Raw genomic sequence first — 23,763 nt, forward strand, 5'->3', positions numbered from 1 at the left:
CGTTATATCGTTGTAGTTGTAGTTGTAGTTGTAGTTGTAGTTGTAGTTGTAGTTGTAGTTGTAGTTATCGGTATAGCTGGATTATTCACCGGCCATTGCACTGGCTATATCCCAACACAAACGTGCCGCCAACCGCGCCGTTTGGCCATCGATGTCGTAGTCTGGGTTGTATTCCGCAATGTCCGCGATAATGAGTTTTTCACTGTGTTGGAAAATCTGTTCTAGAAAAGGAGCGAGTGCTTCATAGCTCACGCCTCTTGCCGCTGGTGCACTTACGCCCGGCGCAGTCGCCGCTGGGAATACGTCAAGGTCGATAGTGAGATAGAGGTAATCACACTCAGCGATGAATTTTTGCAACTTAACCAGTTGAGCGACTTGGTTAACTTGGGTCATGTTGCGGTCGTGTTCATACCAAACACCCAGTTGGTCGGCTTTGTTGAACAGTGCTTTGGTATTGCTGGCTGCGCTAACGCCAAGACAAGCGTAATGAAACGGCCATTGATGTGTGTGGCAGTAATCGCTGATCTGGTTAAAAGGCGTGCCTGAGCTCGGTTTAACATCGGTGATTTCGCTTTCAAATTCACGAAGATCAAAGTGAGCATCAAAGTTAACGATGCCGATCTTAGGATTGTGTTCTGATTGAATTTTATTTAGATGCTCAGCGAGACCTTGGAAAGAAGCCCAAGCCACTTCGTGACCACCGCCAAGGGTAATCACTTTGTTAGTTGATAAAGCATTGGCAATCACAGAAGCACACTGTTTTTGACTGACTTCGAGCTGACCATCATTGCATTCGATATCACCGAGATCGGCGATGTGTGCGTCACTATGCCAAGCCATATTCGCCAGAGCTTGGCGTATCAAGTTAGGTGCTTGTTTCGCGCCCACGCGTCCTTTATTTCTTGCAACACCGGCGTCGCTGGCAAAGCCTACCAAGGCGATATCACCGTCAGTCAGCTTGTCACTTAACTCACTACTTTGCACTTGCTTGGTAATGTGATGAACGCGAGTACCGAGTGCGCCATCTTCAAGATCATTACGTCCGGTCCACACAAAGTTATGCACGGTTGTTGCGTTCTCTTGGTTACCGTTGGATTTAGATTGAGTCATGACACACCTCGCCATTAACAATGCGTTTATGCAGATGAGGAACACCGACTTGATAACTTAGATCGGCAGGGTGGTCGATATTCCAGATAGCCAAATCAGCGGCATAGCCGACTTCGACTTTGCCTTTGGTTTGTGAGTCGCCAATGGCAGCTGCGGCGTTACAAGTTACACCACGCAATGCTTCTTCAGGCGTCGTGCCAAACAGGGTGCAGCTCATGTTCATCATCAGCGTTAAATCTGCAAAGGGTGAGGTGCCGGGATTTAGGTCGGTCGCGATCGCCATTGGAATGTTGTGTTCACGAAGTAGGGCAACGGGCGGTTGTTGAGTCTCTTTCAAGAAATAGAAAGCTCCGGGTAGCAAGGTGGCTACTGTCCCTGATTTCGCCAGTGCTTTTACTCCGGTTTCATCAAGGTATTCAACATGGTCGACAGAGAGTGCACCGTATTTAGCTGCGAGCGCACTGCCGCCCATATTTGAAAGTTGTTCAGTGTGGCCTTTAATCGCGAGCCCATGTGCTTTGGCAGCTGCAAAGACGCGTTCGGTCTGTTCTAGGTTGAAGCCGATAGACTCGCAGAACACGTCAACCGCATCGGCGAGCCCTTGCTCTGCAGCTTTAGGAATGATCTCTTGGCAAACCAGATCGATGTAGCTGTCCGGTTGTTCTTTGTATTCAGGTGGCACAGCATGCGCTGCAAGGAGAGTGGTGGTGATCTTAATTCGGCGATGATTTTCTAACGCTTTAGCAGCGCGTAACATCTTGAGTTCATCATCAAGCGTTAAACCATAGCCAGATTTTACTTCGATGCTGGTTACGCCACTTCTTAGTAGACCATCGAGTCTCGGTAACGCCATTTCAACCAGTTCAGACTCTTTCGCTGCGCGTGTTGCAGTGACTGTCGCTAGAATGCCGCCGCCTTGCTTGGCGATGTCGGTGTAAGACACACCATTCAAACGCTGCTCAAATTCATTGGCACGATTACCCGCAAATACGAGGTGAGTGTGGCAATCAATCAACCCAGGGGTGACTAACTTGTTTTTGCAATCATAGGTGATGTAATCCAAAGAACCATCAACACTTACTTGTTCTAACTCAGAAGCAAGTACGCCTTGGTTTGAACAAGAGATGGACACGATTTTACCGCTTTCGATAACGATATCTTGAGGGGAAGAGGGCTGATAGCCATCGGCTCCCGAGCTCATGGAGACCACTCGTGCGTTTTTGAGGATCAAATTCATAATCACCTAGATCTTTGCTAAACATTAAATGTATATACAAATAAATAGGCTAAACGCTGACCCGAATCAAGTTGATGTTGCAAAAATGTGATCGGCGATCAGGATGATGTTCTTTAATCTAGAAGTATCTTGGAGCTTAATTTGTACTTAGAGCCAGGATGGTAGAGCAATGCAAAGCTGATTAGGCGTTCTTTACTCCACGTTCTTCTATTCAAAAGTAGGCAAGGCTCTGATTCAGAAAGTTTTAGTGACGTTCTGATTTGAGAGTCAGGAATAATGGCTTCAACCGTATGCTCTATAGCACTCAACGGGCAGTTTTTTGAAAGGTATTCGTTGGGCGTAGAGGTTGAAAAGTCTTGCTCTAGGTATTTTGGGGCGGCTTGAGAGTTCACCCAACGCGCTTCCAATTGAATCGGCGCGTTGTCCGCAAAGTGGATGATTTCACTATAGAATACTTCGGCATTGATCATTACACCTAACCGTGTGGCGGTGCTTTCATCAGCCTTGATACTATCGTGCTTGATAACTTGACTAGCATACGTTTGGCCTCGGTCTTTGATCTCTTGCGCGATATTGTTGATATCAAGCAGGGGAGATTGTGCTTTTTCGTCTGGTTCACAAACAAAAGTACCCAGCCTTGGTTTCCTGATGAGCTTACCTTCAGACACCAGATCTCGAATGGCCTTATTCACTGTCATTCGACTCACTTTGAACTGTTCAGTGAGTTCTAGCTCTGTGGTTATCTGGTAACCCACTGGCCAGTGACCACTGGTGATATTCTCGTCTATGAACTGTTTTATCTGAAGGTAGAGCGGCGCTTTCGACATAATGAAACCTTATTTGACTATACAAATAGAGTAACGGAATTTTTCACGATTTCAACATTTCCTCGGGCAATGTGACCTTATTCAACATAGATGGGGCAAATTGCTTGATTCTGTGAGGCAAGTGTCGCAAATTGTCACGCAATAACTATTCGTAAATCAGATAATTAGAAAGGGAAATAATATGTTTAAGAAATTAAAGGCCTCGTTGGGCATCGGTGCAGCAAAGGTTGATACTGTCTTAGATAATATTGAAGTTTTCCAAGGTGGAGAGTTGTCTGGCAATGTTCACATTGTTGGTGGCGACGTTGAACAACAAATCGACTTGATTAACTTGGTTCTCAACACAGAAGTAAAAGTAGAAACGGAAGACAGTACCAGCTACGAAACCTTTTCACTGGGTCGTATTCAAGCCGTAGAGCCTTTCGTTATCCAACCGGGCGAAACCAAACTGGTTCCATTCCGACTTAAGTTACATGATGAAACGCCAGTCACCGCGTTGAACGCACAAACGAACCAATGCCATGTGTGGGTTGAAACCAACCTAGATATAGGCTTCGCGATTGACCCTAAAGACCGTGACTTTATCTCCGTACACCCACTGCCAACAGTTGCTAAAATCATCCAAGGCGTGGAAGCATCGGGTATGGCAATGGTGAAAGCAGATGTAGAGAAGGGCTTCTTGAAAGGCAACAGCTTTACTTCTCGCTCTGGCTGTTACCAAGAGATTGAATTTCGCAGCGGCGGCTTTATGAATAACAAAGAGATCGAGCTGTCATTCATCGTTGAAGGTTCAATGGTTCACTGCCTAGCAGAAATCGACCGCTCAATGAGCTTTCGTGGCGACCAATACATCTCATTCAGCTTGCCAGCTAACGCGGCCGATTCAGACATTCGCAACGTTGTATCAAGAATCATGAGTGCGTAGTTGCTCTCTCTGTTAGTAGATGCTCTTTCTATTAATAGAGACAAGACAGTACGATTTCTAAAGCCGAACTTATCCGTTCGGCTTTTTTGTTTGTAAATAAAGACAAAGAACCAATCATTGAACGTTAGCTTAGGGTGTTAGAAGGTCCTATATAGAAGAGACATTTAAGTTATGTAGTTTTTGTGGCGCTGTGGGACTAACATTGTCATTTCATATAATTTCGTTACAATGTTCGGCTACTCACAAATGGGGCATCTGTATTTGCTTCTATGTGGGTATCTTTATTATGCATATATCTCCGATCAACATATTTGTTGGTTGAAAAACATATATTAAACATTTTCATGTGTTGCTTGGTGTGCAACACCACTGTAAAGGACAAATAATGCCAATTATTACTCTTCCTGACGGTAGTCAGCGTCAATTTGACAACCCTGTATCAACTCTAGATGTTGCCCTATCAATCGGTCCTGGTCTTGCGAAAGCAACCATTGCTGGTCGTGTAGACGGCGAGCGTGTTGATGCTTGTGATCTTATCGAAAACGATGCAAGCCTAGAAATCATCACAGCTAAAGATGAAGTTGATGGCCTTGAGATCGTTCGTCACTCTTGTGCTCACCTTTTAGGTCACGCGATTAAGCAGCTTTTTCCAGAAGCGAAAATGGCGATCGGTCCTACCATCGATAACGGTTTCTACTACGATATCGACCTTGAGCACTCTCTAACGCAAGAAGATCTAGAAAAGATTGAAAAGCGTATGAAAGAGCTAGCGAAGACCAAGTACCAGGTTGTTAAGAAGAAAGTTAGCTGGCAGGAAGCGCGTGACGCATTCGAAGCTCGCGGCGAGACTTACAAAATCGAAATCTTGGATGAGAACGTTTCTAAAGACGATCGTCCAGGCCTGTACCATCATGAAGAATACATCGATATGTGTCGTGGTCCACACGTTCCACATATGGGCTTCTGCCAACACTTCACGCTACTGAACGTAGCGGGTGCTTACTGGCGTGGTAACAGTGACAACAAGATGCTTCAACGTATCTACGGCACTGCATTCCACGACAAGAAAGCGCTTAAGGCTCACCTAGTGCGTCTAGAAGAAGCGGCTAAGCGTGATCACCGTAAAATCGGTAAGCACTTAGATCTATTCCACATGCAGCAAGAAGCACCAGGCATGGTGTTCTGGCATCACAACGGTTGGACTATCTTCCGTGAGCTAGAAGTATTTATTCGTCAGAAGCTGACTGAGTACGATTACCAAGAAGTAAAAGGCCCATTAATGATGGACCGTGTTCTTTGGGAACGTTCTGGTCACTGGGATAAGTACGCTGAAGCGATGTTCACGACTTCTTCAGAGAACCGTGAATACGCGATCAAGCCAATGAACTGTCCTGGTCACGTTCAAATCTTTAACCAAGGTTTGAAATCTTACCGTGATCTACCGCTACGTATGGCTGAGTTTGGCTCATGTCACCGTAACGAACCGTCTGGCGCACTTCACGGTATTATGCGTGTTCGTGGCTTCACTCAAGATGATGCTCACGTATTCTGTACTGAAGACCAAGTTCAGCAAGAAGTTAAAGCTTGTATTGAAATGGTTTACGATACTTACACAACTTTCGGTTTCGAAAACATTGTTGTTAAGCTATCTACTCGTCCAGAACAGCGTGTAGGTTCAGACGAAATGTGGGACCGTGCAGAGGCCGATCTTAAGCAAGCGCTTGAGGCGATGGAGATTGCATACGAGATTCAAGAAGGCGAGGGTGCGTTCTACGGACCTAAGATTGAATTTACTTTGCATGATTGTTTGGACCGCGCATGGCAATGTGGTACAGTGCAGCTCGATTTTGCATTACCAGAACGTTTAGGTGCAACTTACGTAGGTGAAGATAACGAGCGTCACACGCCAGTTATGATTCACCGCGCGATTTTAGGTTCACTAGAACGCTTCATCGGTATTCTTATTGAAGAATACGCTGGCTTCTTCCCAACGTGGTTGGCGCCAGAACAAGCAATTGTTATGGGCATTACAGACAAACAGTCTGAATATGTACAAGAAATTGCGGAAAAACTGCAAAAAAGTGGATTTAGAGTCAAAGCAGACTTGAGAAATGAGAAGATTGGCTTTAAAATCCGCGAACATACTTTGAAACGTGTACCGTTCATGCTTGTGTGTGGTGACCAAGAAATGGAAGCCGGCGAAATTGCAGTACGTACACGTAAAGGTAAGGACCTTGGCAAATTTAAAGTGGATGACTTTATTTCATACATCCAAGCCGAGGTTTCAAGCCGTAAGCTCAATCTGGAGGAATAGCTATTAAAGGCGGAAGACGTGGCCAACAACCGGCCAAACAAAACCAGCACCGTTTAAACGGTGACATTCGTGGCGTTCGTGAAGTGCGTCTAACTGGCGCAGACGGCGAAGCTGTTGGTGTAGTAACAATCGCTGAAGCGATGGAAGCTGCAAATGAAGCTGGTATGGATCTTGTAGAGATCAGCCCTAACGCCGAGCCGCCAGTTTGTCGTGTGATGGACTACGGTAAGTTCCTCTTCGAGAAGAGCAAAGCTGCGAAAGAGCAGAAGAAAAAGCAAAAGCAGGTTCAGATCAAGGAAATTAAATTCCGACCTGGAACTGATATTGGAGACTATCAGGTAAAACTACGCAACCTGACTGGTTTCCTTGAAGACGGCAACAAAGTGAAGGTAACAATTCGCTTCCGTGGCCGCGAAATGGCTCACCAAGAAATCGGTGTTGACGTTCTTAATCGTTTGAAAGTAGATACTGAAGAATTTGCAGTTGTCGAATCTTTCCCAACGAGAATTGAAGGTCGCCAGATGATCATGGTGTTGGCCCCTAAAAAGAAGTAATTAACGGCTTTGCAAGTAATTAAACCCTGCAGCCTCAGGTTGCGGGGTTTTATTCGCCCTAATTACTATGTTATTAACAACTCAACAATGCGGAGTTATTCATCATGCCTAAGATGAAAACCAACAAAGGTGCTGCTAAGCGTTTCCAGAAAACTGCTGGTGGTATTAAGTTTAAGCACGCTGGTAAACGTCACATCCTGACTAAGCGTACTACTAAGAACAAGCGTCAGCTACGTCCGAACTCGATCCTTCCTAAATGTGAAGTTGCTCAAGTTCTACGTATGATGCCATACGCTTAATTCTTTTTAGTTTATAAATTCGTTTAGTTTAGGAGAAGCATAATGCCTCGCGTAAAACGTGGTGTACAAGCTCGTGCACGTCATAAGAAAGTTCTAAAACAAGCTAAAGGTTACTACGGAGCACGTTCACGTGTTTACCGCGTAGCTTTCCAAGCAGTTACCAAAGCTGGTCAATACGCTTACCGTGACCGTCGCAACAAGAAACGTCAATTCCGTCAACTTTGGATTGCACGTATCAACGCGGCATCTCGTCAAAATGGTCTATCTTACAGCCGTTTCATCAATGGCCTTAAGAAAGCATCTATCGAGATCGACCGTAAGATTCTTGCTGACATCGCAGTATTCGACAAAGCAGCATTTGCTGTTCTAGTTGAAAAAGCGAAAGCATCTCTATAATTTAGAGTTAGCTTAAAGGTTTAATAAAAGGAGAACTTCGGTTCTCCTTTTTTATTGCCTGCTATTTGGCTTTGCCGCATTCTCTCGCATCTAATTTTTATTCGCTTGAACAAGCATTCTGGTATATAAACATTTACCTAACCTTTAAATGTTAAGCGACCGAGATAAATGACCGCACCGACTACTATGACGTTCTTCGAACGTTTTGAAACTGACATCCTTTCTGGCAAGAAGACGATTACTATTCGCGATGAATCTGAGCGCGATTACCAGCCGGGCAGTGTTGTAGAAGTATCAACGCTAGAGCAGGGACGTGTATTCTGTAATCTTAAGATCATTAGCGTAGAACCAATCTTGTTTGATGACTTAGGTGAATTCCATGCTCAGCAAGAGAACATGACGCTAGATGTCCTCAAGGATGTGATTCAAGATATCTACCCAGGGATCTCTGAACTGTATGTTGTCTCTTATGAGTTGGTAGCTTAAGCCTGATTGGATTAGATTGACTAGCTAGGGGTGGCGATTAATGAGTAATAACCAGCAGACACTGCTTCAGCTTTATTGTCGTGAACAGCAAGAGCAAACGTTACTGTCTAAGAATGACCTTGATAGTGAACTGAGCGAGAGTGCCGATTATTTAAAGTGGTGCGAGAGCAAAAGAAACTTTGTTGAAGAAGATGTCTTAGGGCGGACTTGGGTAAAAAGTTGCCCAGCAGGGTACATTACCGAGGTTCACTTTCATTCTGATGGTAGTCTAACGGAATATCGTTTGTTTGACCGATTTGAAACCCAAGGTCATTGGTTGCTTAAAAGCGGGCTGCTGCAAGTCGAAATCAATAAAGGTGACAATCGTTACCAGTTTGATGTTGTCGCGTGTAAAGACCTTAATATCCATTCTGCGGTTGAGTATAAGAACGGTGAGCTACATTCGTACTTGAAGCTTGTTCAAGTTGAAAGCTAAACGCTGATTCGTTTTATGAGCAAATAAAAAGCCAACAGTGATGTTGGCTTTGTTGTTTTCAATTCGACTGAGTACTTCTAATCAACGCGCTATTAAGTTAAGCCATTAAGCTTCGAAGTTCGCCAATCGAGTATAAAGCTTGCTGTCTTGGTCTTGCTTTGTACATACCGTCAATAGGTCTTCAATAAAGTACTTCAGTGCACGCGCTTCGATTTGTCGAATGCCTTGTTGCTGCTCTTCAGTCAGATAACCGTAGATAGTTGCTGCTCCGAAGTCACCAAAGATCATCTGACCTTGCTCGTTAACCAAAGTGTTGTGTGCGTATAGATCACCATGACAAACTTTGCTGGCATGAAGGTGTTCAAACACATCAATCATCTGCTCTGTAATACTATTGATCTTAGCAATTGAAAGCTCGAAGCCTTCGTTGAACGTATCGCGAGTGCAGCTTTCAAGAGTAGGGGGCAAACCTAGGTTGTAGTAGTTGCTCGGGATAAGCTCCATCACCAATGCTAGGTAGTTCTCTTCATCAACTTGTGCGATAGACTTCACTAGGTTGCTATGTTGGCCTGCTTGAAGACATGCTTCAAGTTCATCATGTGGGTAACCGTCACTGGTCACTTCGCCTTTAAATACTTTAACCGCCACTTCTTGTGGGAAATCAAAGTCACCGTTTAACCAGTTAGCATGAGAAATTACACCAGACGCACCTTGGCCCAGCACTTGATTGAGTGAGTAGCATTGCGAGCTTACGGCAGGCACGCTATCTAAGCTACTTGGATGTTTGCAAAATGGGTTACCCGCAAACGCTAACCAAGCCAGTTTTGGTAGCTTGATAAGGAACTCTGGGAATTCAGTCAGTTGGTTTGCAGACAGACGAACCAGTTCAAGGTTTGATAGGTTTTCCATGCTTTCTGGCAAAACGCGAATCTTGTTGCCTGCTAATGCCAGTTTCTGTAGTCGTGGTCTTTCACCTAGCGAGCTAGGCAGAACCTCGATCTCATTGTCGGTCAGGATTAACCAACGTAGTTGAATCGGTAGAGACTGCTCGCTAACGGTTTTGATTTGGTTGGTTTTGAAGCCAACCATTTCAAGCTTAGGAAGTAACCCCAGAACATCAGGCAGGTGCGTGAACAGGTTATTCGACGCGAAGATAATACGCAGGTTAGTCAGCTGTGATAACTCTTCTGGTAGATCTGACAGCTGATTGCCTGAAAGGTCTAGGATCTCAAGAGAATCAGCGAGCTCTAAGATCTCTAGTGGAAATTCGGTGAGACCTTCTGACAGTTGTAAGCGCTTAATACCGTTTAGTTGCCCTGATTTTAATTGTTCTAGAGTATGCAAACCTTAGCCTTATGAATAGATGTTCGAGGCGCGTAGTTTACTTGTCTCAATCAAGAAAGGCGAGCACCGGAACGATGCTCGCTTAACTAAGCTAAGTGAACGAATTTACGAAGGTTAAAGTTGTATATGGTTTTGGCTGACGCCGACCTCCTCAACAAAATCGCTATCATGACTGACCAAGATGAACGCACCTTGGTATTCACGCAGAGCCGAAGCCAATATTTGCTTTGAGTCTATGTCCAAGTGATTGTCTGGCTCATCAAGCAAAAGAAGTGGGGCATCCTGCTTATGGCTAACGATCAACATCGCCAGTTTCATTTTTTCACCACCACTTAAATGAGCCACTTTTCGGTATACAGAGTCTCGCCTGAACCCAATCCCTGCCAACAAGGTTCGAGCGTCACTTTCTGTTAACCCAAAGCTGTGTGTCATCAAACTATCGAACATGGTGTCGTTGGTGTCCAACAGGCCAAAGTGTTGATCCAAGTATACCGTCGCCCCTAAGCGCTTAATGGATCCAATATAGTTCGAGCGTTGGCCGTGAATGGCTTTTAACAGTGTCGATTTTCCGCACCCATTAGCCCCAGTTAGATAACATCGTTCCCCTTGTGATAGAGAGAAGCTAATAGGAGCACCAGAACCAAAACTCAGGCGACACTCTTCAACGGTTAATAGTGAGTGTTTTTTAGAACTATTCGCTTGTTGTAGGTACAACGCTTGCGGCTTCAGTTGCTCTTGCTGTTCTTTAAGAGATTGAAGCTTATGTTGGTTTTGATCCTTTAAGTTCTTGTGGCTTGTTGCCGATGCGCCTTGGGTTCGCCCTGCTTTATCTTTCATGGCATCCAATAATATCTTGGGTTGGCTACCTGATTTTCGGAGTCGGTTACCTTGAGCCTCACGTTGTTGAGCTTTTTCCTTGTTAATCTGAGCTTGGCGCTCGAGTCGTTTCTTTTCCGATTGATGATGCGTTATCTGCTTGTCCAGTGCTTCACTTTGACTCGACATTTGCGTGAAGTAATCATCGTAGTTTCCTTTGTAGAAACGTAATCCCAAACTGTTGAGATGATAGATCCCTTCCATGTGTCTCAACAAACTTCGATCGTGACTGACGACAAGCACTTTGCCTTCAAACAACTGGCACTGTTCTAGTAACCAATTACGTCCGTCGCTATCCAGATGGTTTGAAGGTTCGTCGAGAATCAGTATGTTGTGGTTTGATGCAAATAACCGATGAAGCTGTAAAAGGGCGAGTTGCCCACCGCTCAATGTATGGCAAGGCGTGGTCAACCCGCTGGTTATTTTCAATGTAGCTAAAAGTTGCTTTGTGTTCGCTTGTAAATCCCAATCCTCGCCAACGATATTGAAGTGCTGAAGTTCGCAGCTGCCTTGTTCTATGGCATGTAATGCGTCTAACTTTTCGGTGATCCCCAAGAAGTCAGCAATGCTGGTTGTGCTATCCAATAGCTTTGAAGGCAACTGGGAGTAAAAGCCGATCGAGCCTTGTCTGGAAACACTGCCTGATGTGGGTTGTGTTTGCCCGACCAGTAACGAAAGCAGTAGTGACTTCCCAGCTCCATTTCTTCCAACTAGACCTGTAAGGCGCGTGTTCAGATTAAAGGTGATGTCTTTGAATAACCACTCACCAGTATCGAGTTGGAATGAGAGATTGTTGGCTAATATAGTAGGCATAAAAATACCTCCCTTTACGTGTAAACGAGTAAAAGGGGTGAGGCGCTTTTCTACATAGACACCAACATGGGAGTCTAAGAATAGATCGCCAAGACGTTACTTAGGTAGATGACCAATCAAAGATAGAAAGCTGCGCTGAGATAATTTCTGTCTTTGAGGTACAGTTCTGCAAGATACATGTTGTCAAAAGACGGATCTTTAAGAACTTGATTTGTCGCGAAAATAGATGACGAAGTAACGCCCACTAACCCCGAGTGTCCAAATGATTTTTATAAAAATAAATCGGATGTCAGGATGTTAGTACTTCATTATGGCGTTATTCTCTTTTGAAATGATGGTGGGATGTTACTGAAAGAGACTGCTTAAAGTCAATATGGTGATGTGATTAAAATGTATCCAAATAATTAAAGCGCCTCATGCCTATATATAGATATAGCCATGAGGCGCTTTAGAGTGTTCTTTGAAAGCAAGGGCTTCAACGAATGTGGAAATTACAGGTTTTGCCCACCGACGGCACGCCAGCACATGTCAAAGCTATCGCTGATGTACTTGGCTGAATGCTCTGGTGGTAACTCATTCTGCTCAGTCAACCAGTTTGCACAAATCAAAAAGTGGCTGTGGATGAAGTGCCTAACAAGGTTGATGTCTAACACCGTCAGCTCACCAGTTTCCTGTCCTTTCAAAATGATCTCGTCTAACGATGCGAACATCTTTGAGACGATGACTTCTCGAGTTTGAGTCGTTGGGTCGAAATGAACATTGGTGAAAAACTTCATCGCAACTGGATTTTCTAACGCCCACTCAAGCCCTGTGATCCACATGAACTTAAAGGCTTGGTAGCGATCTTGTTCAGCGATTTCTGTGTGCTGGTCAAGGGTAGAAAATAGCTCTATTTTCAGTTCACGAAACAGTTCATCAATCAGTAGAGATTTGTTCTCAAAGTGATGAAACAGTGTCGCTTTTGCGACGCCTGCTGTTTTCGCTATTTGTCCGGTAGATGTACCCTCTAGCCCTTGCTGAGAGAAGAGCAGGAGTGCAGCATCTAGGATTTTTTTCCTTTTCGTAATCATCTATTGAGCACTTTGAACAGAATCTTTTTAATTGGGTTGTTGTAAGGAGGGTGCATTAACTTGGTGAAGTTAATTTTTCCTCTATTTAGAACGGTTTTGGCATGGCTAAAGGTCTTAAAGCCTTCAATGCCGTGGTAGTGTCCCATGCCCGAAGGACCAATGCCACCGAACGGCGCATCTTCTGCCGCCACATGCACTAGCGAGTCGTTAATACAAACACCGCCAGAATGCGTATTCGATAAGAACTGTTCTTGGGTCTGTCTATCATGACTCATCAGATACAGAGCAAGCGGACGTTCTCTTGTTGTGATGTAGTTGATCGCTTCTTCAATAGAATCATAAGGCACGATAGGCAGAATAGGGCCAAACAACTCTTCTTGCATTGCGACCATGTCGTCGTTCACTTCGGTTAGGAGGTGTGGCGTCATTCTGTGGTTTACATCGTCTTGCGCTTGTTCGGTGACGGTGTGAACAACTGCGCCTTTAGATTGAGCATCTGTAATCACCCCCTTCAAACGATTGTATTGACGCATATCGATCACTGAAGTTAAGTCTTTGCTCTCAATGCCTGCTTTATACAGCTTTTTGAAGTATTGCTTATAAGCTGTGATGAACGCATCGACTTTTTCTCGTGGCAATAAGATGTAATCGGGCGCCACACAAATCTGGCCAGCGTTTAAGCTTTTTGCAAACAGGATGCGTTCAACGGCGTCAGCAACATCAAAGTCAGGTGCAATAATCGTTGGAGACTTGCCGCCCAATTCCAAGGTTACAGGCGTTAAGTTATCGGCTGCCGCTCTCATTACGTGCTTACCCACAACAGTCGAGCCAGTAAATAGAATATGGTCAAACGGGAGCTGACTAAATTTAGCAGAAACATCTGCTTCGCCTTCGATAATCGCAACCTGATCTTCGTTAAATCCTTCAGCCAACATCGCTTTTAAAACTCGGTTGGTCGCTGGAGTGAACTCAGACATCTTGAGCATTGCAGTATTACCTGCCGCCAGCGCCGTGATGAGGGGCCCTAAAGAGAGCATCACCGGGAAGTTCCAAGGAACAATGATACCGACAACACCCACTGGTTGATAATGAACGGTGATCTTCGCGGGTGTCAGCATTAAGCCTGCTTTTCTGCGAGATGGCTTCAACCATTTCTTAAGGTTCTTCAGGCTGTAATTGATCTGGTGAAGAGAAGGGGTGATATCAGCAATCAAGCTGTCGTGTTTTGCACGATGGCCATAATCTTCAGACACCGCATCAATCAATTGCCCTTGGTAGCGCATTAGCAACGCTTTTAATTCTGAGAGGTTTTTTCTTCTCTGCTCAAGCGTTGGATTAACATTATTGCGGTAGTGATCTTTTTGTCGGTTGAACATTTGATCCATGTCGTTGATGCTCGACGTGTTTGGTTCAAGGTCTAGATTATGGCTCATAGTATCCCCTAAATTCGAAAGCTGACCGATTGGTCGGTCAGTTGAATTTACAAGAAGATCGAATCGAATACAAGATATGCACGAGAAAAGTTCAATAATTGAGCGGCTACAACATTGAAGTGAGCGAGTTTTAGTTGGAAGAACGAAGTGTTTATAGGTATCGAATCACGGGATACAAGTTGTGTTTGTGATAGCGAGAGTTCAGATTGGGAAGTGCGCATATTTGTCACAACCCTGACTTAACTTGACCAGATTAGCTAAGAATTTTATGTGTCTTTGGTATTTTATTCACCTGATTCTTTGTTAGAAAGTGCTTTAAATCTAATGCGCTTCAGCCTGTTTTTTGGCCTAAAACCTTGTAATACCTTACCTGTCACTTTAAGTCGGGTCGACGATAAAAAAACGTAATCGTAACCACAAATATCAATGGTTGGACTCACTCTTAATAATATCGGTTAATGCAGCCAACAAATCGTTTTCGAACGTTTTTTGTTGGGTTATACCTCGCTATTCCAATGAGGTATCTTCTGTCGATGGCCCTATAGTGTGAGGTCTCTAGAATTGGAAAATTCGGTTAATTTGGAACGCATCCGTGCAGAGTATAATGTAAAGCACTGGAGCCAAGGTTTTTATGGAATTGATGACAACGGTGAGGTGTATGTTTCACCGAGCGAAACGGATCATCAAGTTCCCCTAAGTAAGATCGTAAAACAGTTAGAGCAAAGAAATATTGGTTTACCTGCTCTTGTGCGTTTTCCTCAAATAGTGCATCAACGTGTGCACAATATCTGTAACGCATTTAACCAAGCGATCGACGAATATCAGTACGACAATCGTTACCTACTTGTTTATCCGATTAAAGTTAACCAACAAAAAGAAGTGGTTGATGAGATCTTAGCGAGCCAAGCTCAATTAGAGCAAAAGCAGCTAGGCCTAGAGGCGGGCAGCAAACCTGAGCTATTGGCTGTATTGGCGCTGGCTCAAAAAGCGAGCTCGGTGATCGTGTGTAACGGTTACAAAGACAGAGAATACATCCGTCTTGCGCTGATTGGCGAGAAGTTAGGGCACAAAGTATTTATCGTTCTAGAGAAACTGTCTGAGCTTGATCTTGTTCTTTCTGAAGCAAAAGCGCTTGGCGTGAAACCTCGTTTAGGTTTACGCATTCGTCTTGCCTCTCCAGGTGCAGGTAAATGGCAAGCAAGTGGTGGCGAGAAGTCGAAATTTGGCTTGTCTGCATCACAAGTGCTTACTGTTATCGAACGTTTGAAAGCTGAAGACCAGTTGGATGTTCTAGAGCTCGTGCATTTCCATCTTGGTTCACAAATGGCCAATATTCGTGATGTGCGCAATGGTGTGAGTGAAGCGGCTCGTTTCTACTGTGAACTGCGTGATATTGGCGCTCAACTGAAGTTCTTAGATGTTGGTGGCGGTTTGGCGGTCGATTACGACGGCACACGTAGCCAATCTTCCAACTCAATGAACTACGGCTTGCTTGAGTACGCTCGTAACATAGTGATGACAGTAGGGGATATTTGTAAGCTCTACAATCAGCCACAACCTGTGATCATTTCTGAATCTGGTCGTTCGTTGACTGCGCATCACGCTGTGCTTGTTACTAACGTGATCGGTACAGAAAGCTATTCTCCGGAAGATATGGCGGCTCCAGAAGCTGACGCACCAATGTTGCTTAATAACATGTGGAAGAACTTCTTAGAGCTAGATGCGGGTAATGATGACCGAGCGTTGATCGAGATCTACAACGACACGCAGAGCGATATCGCAGAAGCACACAACCAATTTGCCACAGGTATGCTGAATCTTCAGCACCGTGCTTGGGCAGAGCAGATGTCTTTGCGTATTAACTACGAACTTAGCTCTCGTATGAGTACTAAGAACCGTTACCACCGTCCTATTTTGGATGAGTTGAGCGAGCGTTTAGCCGACAAGTTCTTTGTTAACTTCTCGTTGTTCCAATCGTTGCCAGATGCTTGGGGTATCGATCAGGTGTTCCCTGTATTGCCTCTAAGTGGTTTAGACAATGCGGATGAGCGACGCGCTGTAGTTCTGGATATCACATGTGATTCTGACGGTACGATTGACCAGTATGTTGATGGCCAAGGTATTGAAACAACGCTGCCAGTTCCTGCATGGAACCCAGATGAACCATACCTGATGGGCTTTTTCTTAGTAGGCGCATACCAAGAGATCTTGGGTGATATGCATAACCTATTTGGTGATACCCACAGTGTAGTGGTGAATGTTGATGAAAGTGGTCAAGCGAATATCGACTACATCAACGAAGGCGATACGGTTGAAGACATGATGCGTTATGTTCACATCGATACAGATCTGATTCGTCAGAACTACAAAGATTTGGTCACGGCGAAAGTACCAGCACAAGAGCAGCAAAGCGTACTTGAAGAGTTAGAGCAAGGCTTGATGGGTTACACCTATCTTGAGGATTTTTAATGAACGATCTATTTACCAAACCAGATTACTCGCTGTATTCCAATGCGATGACGTTTATGCGTCGTCCACTGGTGCAGAACCCAATCGATAACGACGCTGACGTGGTTGTGTTGGGCGCGCCGTTAGATATGGCGACATCAGGCCGCCCGGGTGCTCGTATGGGGCCTGATGCGATTCGTCGTGCGTCGGTAAACTTGGCGTGGGAAGGCAAAAAATTCCCTTGGGACTTCAATGTATTTGAACACACCTCGGTGATTGATGCTGGCGATCTTGTGTTTGATTGCGGTGATGCTGAAGACTTAACTCAGCGTTTAGAAGCAGCCGCTGATGCGATTCTAAACAGTGGTAAAACACTGTTAGGTTTAGGTGGCGATCACTTCATTACACTGCCTTTGCTAAGAGCATACGGCAAGAAGTACGGTGAGATGGCTCTGATTCATTTTGACGCGCACACTGATACTTACAGTCAGGGCAGTCGTTACGATCACGGCACCATGTTCTATCATGCACCAAACGAAGGGCTAATCTCGCCTGAGCATTCTGTGCAAATAGGTATTCGTACAGAGTATAAGCAGGAAGGTCACGGCTTTAATGTTATTAATGCGATGCAAGCGAATGACATGAGCGTGGATGAGATCATTGCTCAAGTGAAAGGCATTGTTGGTGATAAGCCAGTTTACCTAACGTTTGATATTGACTGTCTGGACCCTGCGTTTGCTCCGGGTACTGGGACACCAGTGTGTGGTGGTTTGAATTCAGATAAAGTGCTCAAAATCATCCGTGGCTTACAAGGTATCAACATGGTTGGTATGGATGTAGTAGAAGTGTCTCCAGCGTATGACCAAAGCGAAATTACGGCTCTAGCTGGCGCAACTATCGCACTTGAGCTGCTTTATGTTTGGACGGCAAATCGCTTAACAAAATAAAATAGTTAGCGAGCCATGTTGAACGTGACAATCTCGTTTTACGGATAAACACCATATTGCGGTACATGATCTTCTAAAAGCCGCCCGAGTTAAACTCGGGCGGCTTTTTTGTATCTATTGTTTTGTCCTAAAACGTATTCCTTTTGATATGTGTATATCGAATGATAAGTCATGACTATTGTTCCTCCATAGCACCTTAATATGTTGATGGGCATATATGAAATTGGCGAAATATACGCTTAATAAATGGTTTTTCATCCGCTTTGTGCTGAACATTGTCTCAAGTTTGGGACTACTCTCTGCTTTATTGCTATCACATCGTTTGCCTCAAGCAATGTCTTATATTCGCTCATGATTTATCTACTTTATTCCTGTATATCTTTATAGGATTAAAGAGATGTAACATCGCTGTGAGTTTATTTGCATATAAATCAATGCACTACTAACGTTTAATTTGTGTTTTAGAAATCCATAGAGAATAAGTGAATTTGTGAAAAGGAGTCTCTTAGCACAGACATGGCATTTTTTATGGGGAAGACTAGGCTTAACAGTAAGTAAACTATAAAAAAACAGGTTAAATACTTATCTCTTTTCAACTCGAAGAGGCACAACAAAAGATTGGCCATTGATGAGGGGTAAGTATGAATTTGATTAAAGCCTGTAATGATTAACAAAAATAATTTGTACAGCTCTAGATAAGAGTGCTTGTGATAACGGGGGATATATGGATATTGAGGTTTCGCGCCAAGCTGCGGTTGTTGAAGCAGTAAGTGGGGATGTGGTTGTAGTAACACCTGACGGCAACCCAAAAAAAGTTCTAGTTGGCGATATCATCCGTGAAAATGAGATAGTCATTACCGCAAATAATGCAGAACTTGTATTGGGTGCTCCAAATGGTGAGGTTCTGGTTGGCGATAATTGTGTTGGATGTATTGACCAAGAATTGTCTTGGGCAGATGCCCCAATCGCCGGAGAGGTCAACTTCGATTTAGAGCAATCTGACGACGGAGCCTTTACTGACGATGATATTGCGGCAATCCAAGAAGCTATTTTAGGCGGCGCCGATCCTACTGAAATTTTGGAAGCAACGGCTGCTGGTGAAGGGCTAGGCTCTGCAAATGCTGGCTTTGTTACGATTGAATACAATAATATTCAAACTCAGCCCTCGACATTCTTTGAGACATCAGGGCTTGCGAAAGAAGAGGTAGAGGAAACTCGAGAGGAATTTAGAACGATCACCCGTTCAGCTGGTGGTCAATCGATCAGCGAATCAGTCACTGAAGGTTCTATTTCTGGCAATACCTACCCCCAATCTATTACGACCACAGAAACGATTATTGCGGGCAGTTTAGCTCTAGACCCAGATTCTTTTGTCCCAGACACACTCTCCCTTGCTTCACTCCTAAGTGAGCTTAATAACGACATTACATCAAGCGGCCAAGTTGTCACGTTTACTTACGACTCGGTAACGAATTCCATTGTTGGTGTTCAAGGTACTGACGAAGTATTACGTATCGATATTGATGCTACTAGTGTTGGCAATAATATCGATATCTCATTAACCACCACGATTTCTCAATCTATTGATCATGTTCCGTCTATCGGTGGTGGGCAGGTCTCTTATACTGGCGATCAAATTAACTTTGCTTTTGATATTCAAGGTGAAGACTCCGCAGGAAACCCAATAGCATCACCAATTAATGCGCTGGTTACTTTATTTGACGGGGTGAATCCGTCTGCTGAAAGCGTGAATATCAATAATGTAGAAACGAGTAGTGCACCTATTGAAGGCACTTTTTCTAATATTGGAAGTGATAAACTTCAATCCGCTGTCTTTGATGCCAGTGCGTTAGAAGAGTTTGATGGGTTGCTCAGTGATAACCAAAACACGGTTGCAAGACTGTCTGATGATGGAACAACGATCACTCTGTCTATTCAAGGGAGAGGTGAGGTTGTTCTCACAATCTCCCTCGATACCGATGGCACATATAATTTCCAACAGTTTAAACCGATAGAAGAAGTGAGCTCCGACACGCTTTCATTCTCTCTACCGATTACGGTTACCGATTTTGACCAGGATGTCGTAACGAATACGATTAAGGTTGATATCTCTGATGGTGATATCCCGTTCATTATTAATGTTGATGGCATCGATGTTGATGAGTCAGGCATTGTTGGCGGCTCACAAGAAGGAACAACCCCAGTAGGTGGTATTGGCAGTATCACAGCAAGTGTTTTTGAAAGTGACATTATTGACCATTACGAACTTGAACCGACTGAATTTAATACAACGGGAGCCTTGGTTTCTAATGGTGCTGCCGTTCAATTAGAGTTAGTTAGTCAAACCAATGGCGTGAGAACGTATGAAGGTTATGTCGAGGTCAATGGATCTCGAATTACGGTCTTTGACGTTAAAGTCGATAGTCCATCATTGGGGAATTATGAATTTACTCTGTACGAATCGCTTTCACACCAAGGTGCTGAAGGTGAGTTGCTAACCTTTGTATTGCCCATTTACGCGGTTGACGCGGATGGTGACCGCTCTGCACTGTCTGGTGGGTCAAACACACCAGAAGCTGCTGAGATCTTAATCAGTGTAAAAGATGATGTGGTCGAACTCATCGATAATGTCGTTTCCGTCGATGAACCGACTTTGGCGGGTGATACTGTTGTTTCTTATAATCTATTCAACTTTGAGGGTGCGGATGGTTCGACAATCCAATCATTGTCTTACGATGGGGTCGAATACAAGTTAGACCAAAATCTACTCCCAGATGCGGCACAAACTTTCCCATTTACAGAAGGGGTTGCAACGATTTCACTCAATGGTGATTTTAGTTTTGAAGTCGCTCGTGATATCAACCACTCAAGCAGCGAAACCATAGTAAAACAATTTGCCTTTTTAGCTGAAGATGCAGATGGCGACGAGAGCTTCTCAACGCTTGATCTTAGTATTACTGATGGCCAAGATCCGGTAATTAACCTAGTTACACCAGTGACATTATCTGAAACGAATCTTGGTGATGGATCTTCGCCAAGCGGAAATGCGGTTAGCGCCACTGAAACGATTACGTTTACAGCCGGTAGTGATGATGTCGCGAGTTTTCGAATTGATCCAAACTTGTTCAATACTAATGATACGCTCAAATCGAATGGGCTTGTCGTTGAACTCAAGGAAGACCCCCAGAACTCAGGTACTTACATAGGTTTTGTTAACGATGGGGTAAACCCTGATGTCCCAGTATTCACGATTAGCTTTTCTACAAGTACATTAGGGGAATACACCTTCACGCTGCTTGAAGCGTTAGATCATGAAGATGGCCTTGCAAATAACGAGCTAAGTTTTGAACTGCCTGTTTACGCCGTGGACACTGATGGCGATAGCTCGCAAATTTCCCCGCTTACAATGACCATCGGTGATGATGTGCAAATCATGAAAGATGGTGTGCTCAATATTGTTGAACCGACGGTTGCGGATTTGGCTGCTGGTAAGGTGACGACTGCCACCATTGATGTGATGCCTGATCAGAGTGCTGATGGCGCGACCATTACCCAGATCACGTATGATAATACCGTTTACACCTTGAATCAGGGCTTAACGGGAGAGCAGCTTATCACTGTGCCTGAGGGAAAACTGTTTGTTACCCTTGAAGGTGAAATACGCTTTGAGCCCAATCGCGATTTAAACCACACAAGCAGCGAAGATATCGTTAAGACGATAGTGGTGACGTCAAGTGACTTTGATAAAGATCCGGTGACATCCACCGTTACTTTGACCATCACCGATGGTGATATTCCAATCATCAATACTATTCCAAGCGTCACGCTATCAGAATCTAACCTTACAGATGGCTCGGCAGCAAGCAACGCGCCTGTGAGTCAAACCGAGACGATCTCGTTTACCAATCAAAGTGATGATGTAGTCAAGTTCCGTATCGATCCTGCTCAATTCAACACCAACGACGCGCTTAAATCGGGCGGGTTAGCCGTCGAGTTACGTGTCGATCCACAAAACAGCAACCAGTACATTGGCTTTGTGAAAGATGGAGCCAACCCAGAGGTTCCCGTCTTTACTATTAGCTTTTCTACCAGCACGGTGGGTGAGTACACCTTTACTCTACTTGAAGCATTAGATCATGCTGATGGCCAAGCAAAGAACGATCTGAGCTTTGAGCTTCCTGTACTTGCGGTCGATCGTGATGGTGATGATTCATTGATGTCGCCATTGAAAGTGACGGTCAGCGATGATGTGCAAGGCATGCAAAACCAAGCGTTGACCATTACTGAGCCAACGGTGGCTGATTTGGCTGCTGGTGTTGTCACGACAGGCACGGTTGATGTGATGCCAGTGCAAAGTGCAGATGGGGCAACGATTACCCAGTTCGTTTATGACGGACAACTTAGAACATTGGTTCAAACAGATACTGGTGAGCAGCGCTTCGGTTTTACGGAAGGGACGTTAGTCATCACCCTTCAAGGTGAAGTGCGTTTTGAACCCAATCGCGATTTAAACCACACAAGCAGCGAAGACATCGTTAAGACCATCGTGGTGACGTCAAGTGACTTTGATAAAGACCCAGTGACATCTACCGTGAAGTTGACCATCACCGATGGTGATATTCCAACGATTAATACCATCCCAAGCGTCACGCTATCGGAATCTAACCTTGCCGATGGTTCGGCAGCAAGCACCGCGCCTGTGAGTCAAACAGAGACGATCACCTTTATCAATCAAAGCGACAATGTGACTAGCTTCCGCATTGAGCCAAGCCTGTTTAATACCAACGACACACTCAAATCGAATGGATTGGTCGTTGAGCTCAAAGCGGATCCAAACACGACTGGTGCGTACATTGGCTTTGTGAAAGATGGAGCCAACCCAGAGGTTCCCGTCTTTACGATTAGTTTCTCTACTAGCACTGTGGGTGAGTACACCTTTACTCTGCTTGAAGCATTAGAGCATGCTGATGGACAAGCGAAGAATGACCTGATATTTGAACTCCCCGTTTATGCGGTAGATCGTGATGGTGATGACTCATTAATGTCGCCATTGAAAGTGACGGTCAGCGATGACGTTCAAGGCATGCTAAATCAAACGCTGAGTATTACTGAACCAAATCTTGCTGATGGTACGGTAACGACTGCCACCATTGATGTAATGCCCGAGCAGAGTGCTGATGGCGCGACCATTACCCAAATCACGTATGACAATACCGTTTACACCTTGAATCAGGGCATAACGGGAGAGCAACTGATTCCAGTTCCTGAGGGCAAGCTGTTCGTTACCCTTGAAGGTGAGATACGCTTTGAGCCGAATCGTGATTTAAACCATACAAACAACGAAGACATCGTTAAAACAATCGTAGTGACGTCAAGTGACTTTGATAAAGATCCGGTGACATCCACCGTGACTTTGACGATCACTGATGGTGATATTCCAATCATCAATACTATTCCAACCGTTACGCTATCAGAATCTAATCTTGCCGATGGCTCGGCAGCAAGCACCGTGCCTGTGAGTCAAACCGAGACTATTCAGTTTACTAATCAAAGCGATAATGTGACGAGTTTCCGTATCGATCCTGCTCAATTCAACCCGAACGACACACTTAAATCGAATGGGTTGGTCGTTGAGCTTAAAGCTGATCCAAACACTACTGGAGCGTACATCGGCTTTGTGAAAGACGGAGCCAACCCAGAAGTTCCTGTCTTTACGATTAGCTTCTCAAGTAGCACGGTGGGTGAGTACACCTTTACTCTACTTGAAGCATTAGATCATGCTGATGGCCAAGCGAATAATGAGTTGAGCTTTAATTTACCTGTTTACGCGGTAGACCGCGACGGTGATGACTCATTAATGTCGCCACTGAAAGTGACGGTCAGCGATGATGTGCAAGGCATGCAAAACCAAACGTTAACCATTACGGAACCAACGGTTGCTGATTTGGATGCTGGAATGGTGTCGACAGGCACTGTCGATGTAATGCCAGTTCAAAGTGCTGATGGCGCGACCATTACTCAGTTCGTTTATGACGGACAACTTAGAACATTGGTTCAATCTAATACGGGTGAGCAGCGGTTTGATTTCACCGAAGGGACGCTAGTTATCACCCTGCAAGGTGACGTGCGCTTTGAACCCAATCGCGATTTAGTTCATACAAACAACGAAGACATCGTTAAAACAATCGTAGTGACGTCAAGTGACTTTG

The 23,763-nt window shown here is 44.5% G+C and carries 17 protein-coding genes; 10 read left to right on the forward strand and 7 right to left on the reverse strand.

Annotation, left to right across the window (positions count from 1 at the left end):
- Window positions 1-81: 81 nt before the first annotated feature.
- From hutG to hutC, 3 genes are all read right to left on the reverse strand, one after another.
- Window positions 82-1,110: a formimidoylglutamase gene (gene hutG, locus ACED42_RS16980; RefSeq protein WP_371703477.1), complete on the reverse strand. Its 1,029-nt coding sequence runs from the start codon at window positions 1,108-1,110 to the stop codon at window positions 82-84.
- Complete coding sequence (gene hutI, locus ACED42_RS16985) at window positions 1,097-2,347, reverse strand: imidazolonepropionase (RefSeq protein WP_371703479.1); 1,251 nt, start codon at window positions 2,345-2,347, stop codon at window positions 1,097-1,099. The genes hutG and hutI overlap by 14 nt, the downstream gene beginning before the upstream one ends.
- A 113-nt stretch (window positions 2,348-2,460) precedes the next feature.
- On the reverse strand, window positions 2,461-3,174 hold the full coding sequence (gene hutC / locus ACED42_RS16990; protein ID WP_017078663.1) for a histidine utilization repressor: 714 nt from the start codon (window positions 3,172-3,174) through the stop codon (window positions 2,461-2,463).
- Window positions 3,175-3,355: 181 nt separating this feature from the next.
- Between hutC and ACED42_RS16995 the strand changes: the two genes are divergently transcribed.
- The 7 genes from ACED42_RS16995 (at window position 3,356) to ACED42_RS17025 (ending at window position 8,623) form a co-directional block, all read left to right on the forward strand.
- A complete protein-coding gene (locus ACED42_RS16995; RefSeq protein WP_280545105.1) occupies window positions 3,356-4,099 on the forward strand; it encodes a sporulation protein in 744 nt (247 codons plus the stop codon).
- Window positions 4,100-4,484: 385 nt separating this feature from the next.
- Window positions 4,485-6,413: a threonine--tRNA ligase gene (thrS, locus tag ACED42_RS17000; protein ID WP_371703482.1), complete on the forward strand. Its 1,929-nt coding sequence runs from the start codon at window positions 4,485-4,487 to the stop codon at window positions 6,411-6,413.
- A 2-nt stretch (window positions 6,414-6,415) separates the two neighbouring features.
- Window positions 6,416-6,967 (forward strand): translation initiation factor IF-3, encoded by a 552-nt coding sequence (gene infC, locus ACED42_RS17005; RefSeq protein ID WP_077680304.1) that lies wholly within the window; start codon window positions 6,416-6,418, stop codon window positions 6,965-6,967.
- Window positions 6,968-7,071: 104 nt separating this feature from the next.
- Complete coding sequence (gene rpmI, locus ACED42_RS17010; RefSeq protein ID WP_004738430.1) at window positions 7,072-7,266, forward strand: 50S ribosomal protein L35; 195 nt, start codon at window positions 7,072-7,074, stop codon at window positions 7,264-7,266.
- Between the two features lie 42 nt (window positions 7,267-7,308).
- Complete coding sequence (gene rplT, locus ACED42_RS17015; protein ID WP_004733517.1) at window positions 7,309-7,662, forward strand: 50S ribosomal protein L20; 354 nt, start codon at window positions 7,309-7,311, stop codon at window positions 7,660-7,662.
- A 168-nt stretch (window positions 7,663-7,830) separates the two neighbouring features.
- Window positions 7,831-8,148 carry a N(4)-acetylcytidine aminohydrolase gene (yqfB, locus tag ACED42_RS17020; protein WP_102249882.1) on the forward strand — a complete coding sequence of 106 codons (318 nt, stop codon included), beginning with the start codon at window positions 7,831-7,833 and terminating at the stop codon, window positions 8,146-8,148.
- Between the two features lie 40 nt (window positions 8,149-8,188).
- Complete coding sequence (locus tag ACED42_RS17025; RefSeq protein ID WP_017100130.1) at window positions 8,189-8,623, forward strand: hypothetical protein; 435 nt, start codon at window positions 8,189-8,191, stop codon at window positions 8,621-8,623.
- A 105-nt stretch (window positions 8,624-8,728) separates the two neighbouring features.
- Here ACED42_RS17025 and ACED42_RS17030 read toward each other — a convergent pair whose 3' ends face one another.
- The 4 genes from ACED42_RS17030 to ACED42_RS17045 form a co-directional block, all read right to left on the reverse strand.
- Window positions 8,729-9,967 carry a leucine-rich repeat-containing protein kinase family protein gene (locus ACED42_RS17030; RefSeq protein ID WP_371703485.1) on the reverse strand — a complete coding sequence of 413 codons (1,239 nt, stop codon included), beginning with the start codon at window positions 9,965-9,967 and terminating at the stop codon, window positions 8,729-8,731.
- A gap of 114 nt (window positions 9,968-10,081) precedes the next feature.
- Entirely contained in the window at window positions 10,082-11,656 is a 1,575-nt protein-coding gene (locus tag ACED42_RS17035; RefSeq protein ID WP_371703487.1) for an ABC-F family ATP-binding cassette domain-containing protein, read from the reverse strand.
- Between the two features lie 491 nt (window positions 11,657-12,147).
- Window positions 12,148-12,726, reverse strand: coding sequence for a TetR/AcrR family transcriptional regulator (locus ACED42_RS17040; protein WP_371703489.1), 579 nt, complete (start codon window positions 12,724-12,726; stop codon window positions 12,148-12,150).
- The gene (locus ACED42_RS17045) at window positions 12,723-14,159 is read right to left on the reverse strand and encodes a coniferyl aldehyde dehydrogenase (protein WP_371703491.1); all 1,437 of its coding nucleotides are present in this window, start codon (window positions 14,157-14,159) and stop codon (window positions 12,723-12,725) included. The genes ACED42_RS17040 and ACED42_RS17045 overlap by 4 nt, the downstream gene beginning before the upstream one ends.
- Window positions 14,160-14,720: 561 nt before the next feature.
- Between ACED42_RS17045 and speA the strand changes: the two genes are divergently transcribed.
- The 3 genes from speA to ACED42_RS17060 all read left to right on the forward strand — a co-directional run.
- Window positions 14,721-16,628 (forward strand): arginine decarboxylase, encoded by a 1,908-nt coding sequence (speA, locus tag ACED42_RS17050; protein WP_371703492.1) that lies wholly within the window; start codon window positions 14,721-14,723, stop codon window positions 16,626-16,628.
- Complete coding sequence (gene speB, locus ACED42_RS17055) at window positions 16,628-17,554, forward strand: agmatinase (protein ID WP_009846513.1); 927 nt, start codon at window positions 16,628-16,630, stop codon at window positions 17,552-17,554. The genes speA and speB overlap by 1 nt, the downstream gene beginning before the upstream one ends.
- Window positions 17,555-18,278: 724 nt before the next feature.
- Window positions 18,279-23,763, forward strand: a 5,485-nt coding sequence (locus ACED42_RS17060; protein ID WP_371703494.1) for a retention module-containing protein, incomplete at its 3' end; no start/stop codon positions are given.

The organism is Vibrio sp. FF145 (assembly GCF_041439075.1).
GTDB lineage: Bacteria > Pseudomonadota > Gammaproteobacteria > Enterobacterales > Vibrionaceae > Vibrio > Vibrio tasmaniensis_A.

What these genes read in the sequence shown, in the direction of transcription:
- hutG (WP_371703477.1), bottom strand. Translation starts at nt 1,110, where the DNA reads ATGACTCAATCTAAATCCAACGGTAACCAAGAGAACGCAACAACCGTG.
- hutI (WP_371703479.1), bottom strand. Translation starts at nt 2,347, where the DNA reads ATGAATTTGATCCTCAAAAACGCACGAGTGGTCTCCATGAGCTCGGGA.
- hutC (WP_017078663.1), bottom strand. Translation starts at nt 3,174, where the DNA reads ATGTCGAAAGCGCCGCTCTACCTTCAGATAAAACAGTTCATAGACGAG.
- ACED42_RS16995 (WP_280545105.1), top strand. Translation starts at nt 3,356, where the DNA reads ATGTTTAAGAAATTAAAGGCCTCGTTGGGCATCGGTGCAGCAAAGGTT.
- thrS (WP_371703482.1), top strand. Translation starts at nt 4,485, where the DNA reads ATGCCAATTATTACTCTTCCTGACGGTAGTCAGCGTCAATTTGACAAC.
- rpmI (WP_004738430.1), top strand. Translation starts at nt 7,072, where the DNA reads ATGCCTAAGATGAAAACCAACAAAGGTGCTGCTAAGCGTTTCCAGAAA.
- rplT (WP_004733517.1), top strand. Translation starts at nt 7,309, where the DNA reads ATGCCTCGCGTAAAACGTGGTGTACAAGCTCGTGCACGTCATAAGAAA.
- yqfB (WP_102249882.1), top strand. Translation starts at nt 7,831, where the DNA reads ATGACCGCACCGACTACTATGACGTTCTTCGAACGTTTTGAAACTGAC.
- ACED42_RS17025 (WP_017100130.1), top strand. Translation starts at nt 8,189, where the DNA reads ATGAGTAATAACCAGCAGACACTGCTTCAGCTTTATTGTCGTGAACAG.
- ACED42_RS17035 (WP_371703487.1), bottom strand. Translation starts at nt 11,656, where the DNA reads ATGCCTACTATATTAGCCAACAATCTCTCATTCCAACTCGATACTGGT.
- ACED42_RS17040 (WP_371703489.1), bottom strand. Translation starts at nt 12,726, where the DNA reads ATGATTACGAAAAGGAAAAAAATCCTAGATGCTGCACTCCTGCTCTTC.
- ACED42_RS17045 (WP_371703491.1), bottom strand. Translation starts at nt 14,159, where the DNA reads ATGAGCCATAATCTAGACCTTGAACCAAACACGTCGAGCATCAACGAC.
- speB (WP_009846513.1), top strand. Translation starts at nt 16,628, where the DNA reads ATGAACGATCTATTTACCAAACCAGATTACTCGCTGTATTCCAATGCG.